Raw genomic sequence first — 11533 nt, 5'->3', positions numbered from 1 at the left:
GGCTACGGCGAGGCGGCGGGCGGRCTTGCCGGTGGTTTGGCCGGTGCAGCAGCCGGTGCGGCCATCGGTTCGGTCATCCCGCTGATTGGAACCGCGATTGGCGGAGTGATCGGCGGCATGCTCGGCGCGTGGGGCGGCGGTGAGCTGGGCGCGACCATGGGCAAGGCGTTATTTGGCGGGCCGGACACGCCGGCCAAAGCGCCGATCGGCATCTTGCCCATGGCCGCCGGCCAGGGCGTTGGCGCGGTCGTACGCTCGATGGACAACGCCCCCGTCGCGCCGGTCACGGCGGCGGCATTGATGTCGACTACGGCGGCCAAGACACCCGAATGGCCGAAGGTCGATCAGCAATTCACCTTCGCCCCGGCCCCGGTCATTACCGTGCAGGGCGATGTGAAAGACCCGGCGCAGTTGGCCCAAGCGTTGATGCCGCACTTGCAGCGCCAGTTTGAGGACTTCGCCCGGGAGGCGCGCGCCCGCCAGTTGTTTGATGCGCCCCATGTGGGTTGAGGAAATGTTATGTCGGATGAAAAAACCTACCTGCAACACTTGCAGGGCGGGCTGAAGTACATGGTCGACGCCGGTGAAGCCGGCCGCACTGACCTCGAGTCGATGACCGGGCCCATGAATGGCGCGCTCAATGAAATCAGCGGGGCGGCCGATGCGCTGGAAGGCTTGCCCTTTCTCAGCGAGGACCTGAGCGACAAGACCCGGCGTCTGCAAAGTGCAATCAACTCGGCGCAGGCCAAGATCGGCAAGGTGGCCAGCTTCTACAACCAGACCCAGCGCGCGCTGGCCCAGTTTGAGGAGCACTTTTCCGCGCTGACCGAACAGATTGGCCGCTTTGGCGCGGCGTTCAACAAGGTGGCCGGCAAGGCCAATGCCGCGCTGGGCAACATCTTCCCCACGGAATGGTTTGCTGGCGACATGACGCCGATCCCGGACGCGGTGAAGCCGTTCCCGCACCTGCTGATCATTTACCCGCTCAAGGCCAACGAGCGGCCGTATTACTTCAACCTGGACACCGCCGCCTTCGATGAACTGCGACGGCAGACCACGTTTCGTTGGGCCGCGCAGGAACGTCTGACCCGCCGGCCGGCGCAACAGGCGGTGAGTCTGGGCGAGGAGAAAATCACCATCAAGGGCGCGATCTACCCGAGCTACAAAGGCGGCTTGAAGCAACTGGATACGCTGCGCAGCATCGGCGCCAAGTTGCTGCCGCTGAACCTGACCACCGGTTACGGCGAGGTGCTGGGTAACTGGTGCCTGACCACTATCGACGAGGAACAAAGCGCCTTGCTGCCTGGGGCGATTCCGCGCAAGCAAGGCTTTTCATTGGAGTTTGTCCGTTATGGCGATGACTTGCAGAACAGCTGACGGGGATCTGCTCGACACCCTGTGCCACCACTATTACGGCCACCTGAACCGCAGCGTCGAGGCGGTGCTGGCGGCCAATCAGGGCTTGGCCGATGAGCCGCAACCGTTCCGGGCCGGCGTGCTGATCACATTGCCAGACCTGGTGGTGGAGACGGACAGCGTCATATCGTTGTGGGATTGATCCCGTTACCCGGCCCGCCCAGTGCGGGCTTTTTCTTGTCTGGGATACCACTATGCAACCGCTTTTTCGTATCGTCGCCGACGGCGCCGACATCAGCGCCCTGATCAATGACCGGCTGGTTTCGCTGCAGCTGTCCGACCGGCCCGGGATGGCCTCCGATTCGTTTGAACTGCGCATCGATGACCGCGATGGCGCTGTGTCGCTGCCCGTGCGTGGCGCGAGCATCGAGGTCTACCTGGGCTACGCCGGCGCCGACCTGACGCGCATGGGCCGCTACACCGTGGACGAAGTGGCCGTCTCCGGCCCACCGGACACACTGGTGATCAGCGGCAAGGCCAGCGACATGCGCGGCAGTGGCAAGACCACGCGCAGCGGCAGTTGGGAGGACGTCAGCCTGGCGCAGATCGTTGGCGACGTGGCCGTACGCAACGGCTGGCAGCCGTCGTGCCCGGTCGACACCCGGGTGCCGCGCATGGACCAGCTCAATGAATCCGACTTCAACTTCATCACCCGCGTGGCGAAAAAACACGACTGCACGGCCAAGGTGGCCGACGGCAAGTTGTTGGTTTTGCCGCGTCAGGGCGGGCAGAGCGCCAGTGGCCAGGCCTTGGCTGTCATCACCCTGTCGCGCAGCGACGTCACCCGCTGGCAGTTTCGCTTGAGCGACCGCAGCACCCATCAAGGTGTCAGCACCCAGTACCAGGACCCGGCCAGCGGGGAATTGCAGGTCTCGCACCTGGACAACCCTAATGTGCCGGAAGGGCTGCCGCCAGTGCACACCGATCGCCATCTCTACCCGGACAAAACCGCGGCCGACGAGGCGGCGAAGGCCCGTCTGGCGGCGTTCAATCGATCCACCGCCTCGGTGCGCCTCGACCTGCCGGGCCGGACCGACCTGTTTGCCGAATGCATGATCGAGGCGCAAGGCTTCAAGCGCGGGCTCGATGGCGATTACCTGGTGGAGTCGGTCGATCACACCTTCACCCCGTCCGGGTGGACGGTGTCGGTGGAGTGCAATGGTGGCAAGGAGGGCAAGGCCAGGGCATCAGGGAAGCCTGAGAAAGTCGTGCTTGAAGTGCCCGGTTGATAACCCGGGAGGGTGATCAGCCGTAAGTCGAAGAGGTTTCAGCCCCGAAGTAAAAGGAGCGGCCAGACTGGATGCGTCAACATCCCGCCTGGCCACTGTCCCCGCAGATTGTCCCTGCAAGTCCCGCCAAGGCTCCTGCTCTGTGCACAAAGCGGAGCGAGCCTAACACCTGTTTATTTATACAGTAAAGGTCTTGCTATCTATGTCTTCACCTATCATCCCTTGGATGGGCGGCAAACGCCGTCTGGCCGATCGTCTCATTCCGCTTTTCCCACCTCATGAATGCTACGTCGAAGTCTTTGCCGGCGGCGCCGCACTGTACTTCATGCGACCCCAGGCGGCGCCCGTCGAAGTGCTCAACGACATCAACGGCGATCTAGTGACGCTGTACCGTGTGGTGCAAAACCACCTCGAAGAGTTTGTGCGCCAATTCAAATGGGCGCTCAGCTCACGGCAGGTGTTCGAGTGGCAGAAGATGACCCGCGTCGAAACCCTCACCGACATTCAGCGCGCCGCCCGATTTTTCTACCTGCAGCATCATGCCTTTGCCGGCAAGGTCTCCGGACAGACCTTTGGTACCGCGACCACAGGTCCGGCCATTAACCTGCTGCGCATCGAAGAAAACCTCTCGGCCGCCTGGCAGCGTCTGTCCGGCACCTACGTGGAAAACTTGCCCTGGTTGGAATGTGCCGAACGCTACGACCGTGCCCATACCTTCCACTACATGGACCCGCCGTACTGGCAGACCGCAGGGTATGGGGTGGACTTTCCATTTGAAAATTACGAACGGATGGCCGACTTCATGCGCCGCTGCAAGGGCCGGGTGATGGTCAGCATCAACGACCACCCGGACATCCGTCGGGTGTTCGAAGGTTTTCACTTTGAAATCCTGGACATTCGCTACTCTAATACTAACCAACGGCAAGGTAAGGCTGAGGTGAGCGGAGAGTTGGTGATCATGAACTGGGAGCCGGCAGCGTTGGGAGGATTGTTCTAACATATCGGCTGTTAGTTGAGTATTATAGTTAGGAAGGGTGGTAAGAAAATACACTTTTCTGGGTAGTTAGGTTTTTGTTTGTTTAGTGGGGGGTGTATGACGGGTGGTATTTGGCTTTTTTTAACAATCTTGATTCCAGTTACTGTGTCGGTATTGATTGTTGCTTCGTTCGCTGGTGAAGGGGAATGGGGTAGTGGGAGACTGAGCTCCGTATTTCGTCTGGACACTAGTAAGGGGCTGGTTCATCAGGGTTGGCTCTGGTTGGTGGTTATCGTGCCTCTAGCTGTAGCAATTTCTTTAGGTTTGTGGGAGTGGCCAAGCTATGAATTTGAAATGTCATCGGATGGATATAAAAAATTTATAGAAATTAGTATTTTGCCTTTGGCTGTAATGTCTCTTGCTCTTCCTTTGGCAGGCTTGATTTCAAAGTTTCACTCGACGCAGCAGACTGCAAAGCAGATCGAGGTTGTCAGCTTTAAAAATAATCTTGATGCGTTTTATACTCATAGAAAGGAGCTTATATCATACTTTTCTGCTATGAATCCTGTTGAGTATTTGGGAGTGCTCGAATTTAAATATGATCTGCATCCTGTACTGCACGTGCGATTTTTTAACGGTACGCCCGAGAAAGGCTGGCCTGTGGCCAATCAAGAAAAATTTAAAAGTGTTGAGAGAGGAATACTTCAGGGGGCAAAATATTTAATAGACGTGTTGGAAGCTCGCGAAGATAGAGGTGTTAGTGATTTGGACTGCTATTTGCAGGGTTGTAATCATATTTACTTGGCTGCGCGATCACTACATATTCGTGAGATTACAAACAATCTTGCATCTAAAGGTGTGCTGATTAGGAGCGCTTCATGTGATGAAGGTGTGTATGATTTTTTGACGATCGGAACGACAACGGTCGAAGTGCTTGCTGCTATCAGGTTTGCAAGAAGTTTTTACGATAATTTGTGCGATTTTTCCGGGGTCCCCCGAATGGAAATACCTGAAGGTCAAGAGATAGTATTTCTAGGAGGACAGAGGCTTTTAGCTGGGGAATTAAAAATCGAACGTCTACATGAGTTAGAAATTGCTGCAATGGTTCTTGACGGGCGGGCTCGTTATGATGAAAACCATCCTGTAAATTCAGAGGCAACATGAGGGGATATTTCGCGAGTCGTCTGAAATGATGGGGACGATTAATTCGACCCCTTGATTTATTACGTTGCCGATAGCTTTATCCACTTTGAACCACTCGAATGTTTCTGTCGGCTCTCAAACGTGTCTAGCGACATGTATCGCTTTGTTATGCTCTCTCTCGCCACGCCAATGATGGTATTTCCCATTCTGGCCATCTCAGGGTTACATTGTTAAGTTTTGAGTGGGCTGAAAAACTTTGGCCAAACTTAATGTGTTATTGGTTGAGTAAGTTGGCAAGAAGTCCTCTCAAAAGGTTTTTAAGTTGATCTGCTGGGATCTTTGCCTCAAAGTCATTTCTATCTAAGAAGAAAAAACCTTCACATGGCCGGTGATCATTTGGGAAAGGTGAGACTTTGCAATGAGCAACGGCGTTTCTAAGTCGCTTTACTAATTCTCGCAGGTTTATTTCTTGTGGGATTTTGTGTGCTCCTGCATTGACAATGCAGTCTGGTCTGAAACCCCTGGCTTCTAGATCTAAAAGAGACTTGTCAGGGATTAGATCCTGCATTCTCTCGTTCGGAAAAAACAGAAGTCCGATGAGAGTGTTCAGCAATTGTGTGGTTTCATACTCTCCCTCGTATGTATCAACAAGCTCTAAGCTTCTTTGCATGAAAAGTCTTTCAAAATTGTTGAAGTAACTCATGCAGCCTTCCTCCATGTAGTTCGCACATTTGCGGTGAATTTTTATGCACCATCTCGGCTGCTCCGTGGTGGGTATCGGATAAAGAGCGCCGAACGCGATTTCTACCACTTAGGCTTCGTGTGTCTCTTTCCGAACACCTGCTGATGGACTGTTATTGAACCGTTCCACCCGCGGATTTCCTTAGATTCCAGGACAGGAGAACACTCAGCGTGTTTGAGAATCAGATCTTCTTGGCCCTGCGCTGAAGCCAGAATGGACTCGTAGGCGAAACGGCAGATTTGCTCGTTTATTGCTTTAATCAGCTCTTCGTCGTCGATCTCGGCTATCAACAATCCCTCCTTAGCGTAGCTCTGTGCGAATGCGGTGTCGCCGACGATTGCTAGGTGAGGGCTGATGGGGAAGATCAAGGCTACTGGACCTTGGGGTAGATTCACAGTGTAGGGCAACTGTTGTTCGAAGGTGATGGACGGGTCGAACCAGATGACAGGGTTATCGCTGGTAAGGAAGGGCCGGCTGGTTTTGTTGTGTACTACGGAAAGTCCGATCACATCATACAGAGCACCCATACCTTGGAACATGTCGACCATCGCGTGGATACTACGATGCGGGTCAATGGCGACTTCCACCGTGTTTGGTAGATCTTCAAAGCCTGGAGGAGGCGTAGGGAGTTCCCCTCTGGCTTGCATCGATATCAACTGACTTTTGACGAACTGCGCATCGATACCCTCGGTGAGGTCTCTTGCGGCTGGTACACGCGCCCGTTGAAGTGACATGAACTCGAAAAGGTTGGATAGCTGATCATTTATATCCTTGTTGGCGCGAAGTTTCGCAACCGTTTCTGGCCAACCACTCTCGATTGTGCAAAAGAAGTCCTCAAGTGCGTTGTTGTCTTGGCCACCATCGGGCCTCGGCTGTGAGTAGTAATAGTTCCTGAACTGGGTGGAGTCTGGACTCTCAGGGCGAGGTTGCTGAGGGTTGTCCTTGCGGTAAACCCACACACGGCCGTTCTCGTTACAGAAGGCCTTTAGGTAGGCTTTGGGCACGAAGTGATGCCGCTTTTTATCATTCTGTTGCTTCTTTCCCATGTTCGCTGATTTCCTGTCCTTCGCCTTTATGCTGGACCTATCCTAACACTGGCAATGCAGCAGAATAGGTGTGTAGTAAGTCAATCCATTGTGTTGCGTCGACCGGTTGAATCCACAGCCGATAGTGGTCACTCCGGTGTCATCAGCATCGCGAGTGTCATCTTGATGAACTCCTCATTGCGGTCGATCGTGTCCAAGGCGCCGCGGACGTTGTCGGCGACGTCGGCTGACCGCGTTCGAGCCAGTTCGAAAGCTCCAGGATGGCGGCTTCAAGGGCGAGTTGGTTTTCGTTGATCTTGAATAGCAGGGAAGGGAGCAGGTCTGAGTTTGGCATCGCGATTCCTCCATGGAGGTGTGAGCGTAGCATCTGGAAAAATGGTGCACGAAGGGATTGTGTTCGGCCGGCAGGACGCCGGGGGATGAGCCGCAAAGGTTCAGTGACTTTTCGAGTGACTTTGTAAAACACGGTTRCGCTCTGTTGGGCATCGTTGCAGCGAGCGCCAAGCGCGAAGCCTTGTGTTTGGCGGGTTCCAGCGGTCTCCGCTTGCATAGGGTGCTAGGGCGAATGCTTAGGAGATTGGAGTGCGAGATGCTCACTCCGGCAGTCTCGTTGAGAGCAATCAGACAGGTGAATTTCTGCCATTTGGGGTCGATGCTGCGAGTCAAAATGGGGAACGAGCGTCTGCTCGTTCTATGTAATTTTGATTGCAAAATGCTATCTTTCGGCGGTCCCCTGTGGGTCTATTGCTCACGGATGCAACCGATCAAGGTGATCTCGATGTCTTCCCTGCAAGCCGAAATGCTCGTCGAACAAAAAGTAGCTAATAGCAAAAAATCAACTGGTGTTGCCTATTTGCTTTGGTTTTTTCTAGGTGGCGTTGGCGGCCATCGTTTCTATTTGGGTAAAACCGGAACGGCAATTGTTCAACTGGTGATCACCATCATAGGTTGTTTTACTCTGTTTCCACTCATCATCAGCGGGATTTGGCTACTCATAGACGCCTTTTTGATTCCGTCGATTGTCCGAGAGCACACTGAAGAAGTGCGGTACAGGGCTCGTCGTGAAGTGGCGTTGATCCAGCAAGTCTAGGTCAATGGCGTCGTTTGCTCTTCCGTCTAGCACATACTGAGGTATGCCGATAAGGCATAATGATCCAATACACATATGCGTAGTTCGACTCTGAATGCCGGGTTTTTTCGTTCCGCAATTATTAAAAGGGTCTTGAAAACAAAGGCTCGTATGGAAGCAGAAAAGCAAAAATTGCGGAACGCGAACACCAGTCGGAGCCTTTTAATTCCTCGCTTTGTCGAAGGACTTAAAGACCCTCGTGGACGCGAAAAGGCGTTCGATTCGCCATCCCTATGTGGGCTTCGCAAAGGTAATTCAGCGGCTGCATTCGACCGATTCTGTTGAAAAAGGCGGCCTTAGTTTCCATGGCCAAAAAGTACTCGCCTGAAATTGAAATCTTGAATCGTCGCAGAGGTATTCGGACTCAGATTTCGCGTAGAAGCGCGCAAAAACGGCGCTTTCACCTGTCAGTCTCCTGGCCGTTTGAGAAAATCGACTTTTTCAACAGAATCGACCCAAAGCCGACGTTCAGGGGCAAAGGACCTACCTCTCTTTCAACCTCAATAAAATCGATCACGAGGGGTGAGGTAGGTCCGTGGAAGAGCAGCTATCTACCATCCTGGACAACAGTGATTTCACATCGGCGCTGATCCGATCAAATGTGTTTGTAGTGATATCCCACTCTTCATCGGAATGAGTGAACACACCCTTTTTTGGCTTAAAACCGAAATGAATTTTTCTTCGGCCTCCACTGTCATCAACGATTTCCACAATTCGGGATTCATGTATCTCACCAGGCAAGCGCTGATCAATGTGTTCAAATACTTCACGCCCTTTGGCATAGTGCAAAAACCAGCGTTCATTTAGCTCTGCCAGCTCCGGGCGAAATGCATCAAACGCAGGATCTCTTACTGCCTTAGCCAAATACCTATACACGTTCCTCAACGCGATTAAATAAAAGTGGATGTCAATAAAGATGTCTTGGTAGAACCTTTTCGTAGCTTCAACATCATGCTGGCTTGGCGCTGGTTCCCTGTTCCAAATTCTTCGCGCCTGAATTTCAGCGGCTCTCAAGGAGCGAAACGCAAAATCGACGCAATGGACCGTTGCGCCTGAACGGCTTGCAGCCATCACTTTGAGAATTTCATCGTTGTTCATCTCACCGCCTTATGAAACCGCGATCCGGATCAGCTGTATGGACCATTTATATAGATAAAGGCGCGTTTCTGGCTCACGAAACGATCCTACGCCCAATTCCCTACTTCGAGTCATCGGGAAGGTTCTCTCGGTAGCTGCGTTGAGCTACCGCCAAAGTTGCTTGAGATTTCAATGTCTACTTCTGGCCGATTTCTGCCTGTGAGTGATCAGTCTGGTGTCATGAGTACGGCGAGCGTCATCTTGATGAACTCTTCATTTTTGTCGATCGTTTGCAGGGCGCTGCGAACGTTGCCGCCGACCTCGGTCGCTCCGCGCTGCTCAATCCAAAGAGTGAGCTCCATGATGGCAGCCTCCAGGGCGAGCTGGTTTTCGTTGATTTTGAACAGCAGGGAAGGGAGCAGGTCTGAGTTTGGCATCGCGATTCCTCCATGGAGGCTTCAGCGTAGCAGCAGTATTAGGAAGTGACGAACGGTAGGCAGGACGCCTAGGGAGAGAATGAAGCTTGTACCGATTTTTGTACCACTGACCGTGTAAAGCAGGTTAAAACCGAGTATTCCAAGGTAAGGAAGTGCCCGGTTTCATTGGCCCTGAGTACTTTGCCTTACCCCTTTAGAATCGCGGTGTAATTCTGCTCCAGTGCAAAAATGCAAAGCCCCGAAGGTTCGCGGCCCCGGGGCTTCTATTTTCGCCTGCATCCCTTAATGCCTGGCAAACGTGGCGGCGAGATTACCAGCGTTAAATCGGTGATTCACTACTGCGATAGGGGGATTGTGTTCGATCAGCGGAAACGCCGTGAAGGGGGGAAATGCCGTCTAAAACTACCTCGACCTTGCTCGGTTTCATTGGCCCGAAAGGCGCCTATGTCGGGTTAGAGTTTTAGACAGTCGACAATGCATGCCGTTGAAACGCAAGGCCTGTAGGTCATTCCCAATAGTACTGCTGCATCATCGGCGCATGATGAAAACTGGTGGGAGCGACCCACCACGTTTCCAATGTGGACGTTTCGTGCCTGGCTAAATTTTAGCTGCCAGGCAGAGGAATGGGGGGAGGGATAGGTGGCTTCTGCTTGCGGGCGGCTTAGCTGGAGAGAAGTCAGGTGTCATACTTTTCGATTGGCCCGGTGTGTTATGGAAGGGGCAAACAGAGACTTGAGATCTTTTTCCACGAACTGGTGGGGTTTCCAACCATTGATAAGCTTGTCTACGAGAAACGAGTCGATTGCGCCGATTGCCATACCTGCAGCGGTTCCTAGCCCGCCAGCTCCACATGCATCAATTCCGAGACCAATGCCAGTAAACATGCCCCAGCGCATGCTCTTTCCAGGCAGCTTTTCGACCCAAGAGTCCTTTATCACCTCCTGATAATAGGCTCTGACAAGGTCCGCGTCTGCCGGTTGCTTGTGTAGCCAATGACGAAATTTTTCAGCTGAATCTAGAAGCTTCAGAACTGATGAAAATGGCACTGCACCTGTATTGACTGCCTCTCGAATTGCGTGGCTATCAGCAAGAGTCAGATTGGAGAAGCTCTCAATCTGAGACTGGTTGTTTGAGTAGCGTTTAACCACAGCTTGAACCGAAGCGGCCTGAACCGCCCTTTCAATCGGATGGACTGCCATCTCTGTGTTGAGGGAGGCGGCGAAGAATGTCGCTTCGTACGCTCTCTGGATCAACGCCAATATGTACCCTTCTGTCAGAGATGAGTGGCTTGCCGGGACGACTCGATGGTAGAGACTGTTTAGCCCAGAAAAATCGATATTTGTATCCACGTAAAAGCCGTTACTCTCGCGTTCGATTTTGAAGCGAAGGCCTCTCGTTGCGTCGAAATTTGGTACTGCCTCGTGAATTAGGGATCTAACTGTTTCCTCAATTGCATCGCTATCTGAAAGGGTTTGAAGCAACGATCCTTGGTCGAACCCCGAGTGGTTTAGCGGACGAAGAAGCTTCGTAAACTTACGAGCGCCGATCTTCGCTTGGCTTGTGTTACCCGCGGCGTCCATAAACACTTTGGGGCCGACCTTCTCAATTGCGTGATTTGGAGAGGAGAAGCTGATCAGGCTATGCAGCGAGCGCCCATTACTCATGGTGTTCGTTGAAACGCCTGCCTGGTCTTCTAAGTAATGGATCTCCAGTCTGCCATCATGCAAAAGGGGCAAGAGGATGAATGGAGGGATACGAGTTAGGAGATCTTTGAGCGTTGCACTATTAGCAACAATCGCGACACGCCCATAGAAGAGAAGCCCTTCTGCCAATGCTCCGATATCGATTGATGGGCCTGGACCGATTGCATTCCTGTAGGTAATTGCCTCGAACATATTGACTCTTGTGAGTTGCGAAGAATGGATGTGGATGACTAGCGGTGACGCTACTATTTTGCCAGCAGTCTGTCCACGCTCCGGACCTGCAACGGCACCAATCGATTGCTGTCACTCGGGTGTCATCATCACCGCGAGCGTCATCTTGATGAATTCTTCGTTCTTATCGATAGCTTCGAGGGCGCCGCGCACATTGTCGGCGACGTCGGCCGATCCGCGCTGCTCGACCCAGTTCGAGAGCTCCATGATGGCGGCTTCCAAGGCGAGTTGATTTTCGTTGATTTTGTAGAGCAGGGAAGGGAGCAGATCTGAATTGGGCATCGCGAATCCTTGGTTATCAGGTCAGCGTAGCACCGAGTTTCATGAAGGTTTTTAGCGCTCGGCAGGGCGCCGAAGGAGAGAAAATGCGGCTTGGTTCTGGAACACTTCCATAATAGTTATGG

Annotated in this window: 12 protein-coding genes and 2 pseudogenes; 7 read left to right on the top strand and 7 right to left on the bottom strand. The window is 53.1% G+C overall.

What is annotated here, in order from left to right; genetic code table 11:
• From AC1DWM_RS26615 to AC1DWM_RS26590, 6 genes and pseudogenes are all read left to right on the top strand, one after another.
• A pseudogene (locus AC1DWM_RS26615) lies at positions 1 to 510 on the top strand (phage tail tape measure protein); the annotation flags it as partial.
• Between the two features lie 9 nt (positions 511 to 519).
• The gene (locus AC1DWM_RS26610; protein ID WP_477796563.1) at positions 520 to 1377 is read left to right on the top strand and encodes a phage tail protein; all 858 of its coding nucleotides are present in this window, start codon (positions 520 to 522) and stop codon (positions 1375 to 1377) included.
• Positions 1352 to 1558, top strand: coding sequence for a tail protein X (locus AC1DWM_RS26605; protein ID WP_057716592.1), 207 nt, complete (start codon positions 1352 to 1354; stop codon positions 1556 to 1558). The genes AC1DWM_RS26610 and AC1DWM_RS26605 overlap by 26 nt, the downstream gene beginning before the upstream one ends.
• Before the next feature lie 52 nt (positions 1559 to 1610).
• Positions 1611 to 2645: a phage late control D family protein gene (locus tag AC1DWM_RS26600; RefSeq protein ID WP_477796562.1), complete on the top strand. Its 1035-nt coding sequence runs from the start codon at positions 1611 to 1613 to the stop codon at positions 2643 to 2645.
• Positions 2646 to 2847: 202 nt separating this feature from the next.
• Positions 2848 to 3642 (top strand): DNA adenine methylase, encoded by a 795-nt coding sequence (locus AC1DWM_RS26595; RefSeq protein WP_477796561.1) that lies wholly within the window; start codon positions 2848 to 2850, stop codon positions 3640 to 3642.
• Between the two features lie 96 nt (positions 3643 to 3738).
• Positions 3739 to 4785: a hypothetical protein gene (locus AC1DWM_RS26590; RefSeq protein ID WP_477796560.1), complete on the top strand. Its 1047-nt coding sequence runs from the start codon at positions 3739 to 3741 to the stop codon at positions 4783 to 4785.
• A gap of 253 nt (positions 4786 to 5038) precedes the next feature.
• Here AC1DWM_RS26590 and AC1DWM_RS26585 read toward each other — a convergent pair whose 3' ends face one another.
• From AC1DWM_RS26585 to AC1DWM_RS26575, 3 genes and pseudogenes are all read right to left on the bottom strand, one after another.
• Entirely contained in the window at positions 5039 to 5467 is a 429-nt protein-coding gene (locus AC1DWM_RS26585) for a HEPN family nuclease (protein WP_477796559.1), read from the bottom strand.
• Between the two features lie 101 nt (positions 5468 to 5568).
• Positions 5569 to 6552 (bottom strand): DUF4238 domain-containing protein, encoded by a 984-nt coding sequence (locus tag AC1DWM_RS26580; RefSeq protein ID WP_477796558.1) that lies wholly within the window; start codon positions 6550 to 6552, stop codon positions 5569 to 5571.
• A gap of 128 nt (positions 6553 to 6680) precedes the next feature.
• Positions 6681 to 6886, bottom strand: a pseudogene (locus AC1DWM_RS26575) (hypothetical protein).
• Between the two features lie 444 nt (positions 6887 to 7330).
• Between AC1DWM_RS26575 and AC1DWM_RS26570 the strand changes: the two are divergent.
• Positions 7331 to 7642: a TM2 domain-containing protein gene (locus tag AC1DWM_RS26570; RefSeq protein WP_477796557.1), complete on the top strand. Its 312-nt coding sequence runs from the start codon at positions 7331 to 7333 to the stop codon at positions 7640 to 7642.
• A 552-nt stretch (positions 7643 to 8194) separates the two neighbouring features.
• Here AC1DWM_RS26570 and AC1DWM_RS26565 read toward each other — a convergent pair.
• From AC1DWM_RS26565 to AC1DWM_RS26550, 4 genes are all read right to left on the bottom strand, one after another.
• Positions 8195 to 8779, bottom strand: coding sequence for a hypothetical protein (locus tag AC1DWM_RS26565; RefSeq protein ID WP_477796556.1), 585 nt, complete (start codon positions 8777 to 8779; stop codon positions 8195 to 8197).
• Between the two features lie 206 nt (positions 8780 to 8985).
• Positions 8986 to 9195 (bottom strand): hypothetical protein, encoded by a 210-nt coding sequence (locus AC1DWM_RS26560; protein WP_477796555.1) that lies wholly within the window; start codon positions 9193 to 9195, stop codon positions 8986 to 8988.
• A 683-nt stretch (positions 9196 to 9878) separates the two neighbouring features.
• On the bottom strand, positions 9879 to 11090 hold the full coding sequence (locus AC1DWM_RS26555) for a hypothetical protein (protein WP_477796554.1): 1212 nt from the start codon (positions 11088 to 11090) through the stop codon (positions 9879 to 9881).
• 111 nt (positions 11091 to 11201) lie between these two features.
• A complete protein-coding gene (locus AC1DWM_RS26550) occupies positions 11202 to 11411 on the bottom strand; it encodes a hypothetical protein (protein WP_477796553.1) in 210 nt (69 codons plus the stop codon).
• Positions 11412 to 11533 lie beyond the last annotated feature (122 nt).

This window comes from Pseudomonas sp. P4_C8, assembly GCF_056401975.1.
The sequence above is the reverse complement of the archived record's forward strand: the minus strand, read 5'-3'. Positions and strand labels throughout refer to the sequence as shown.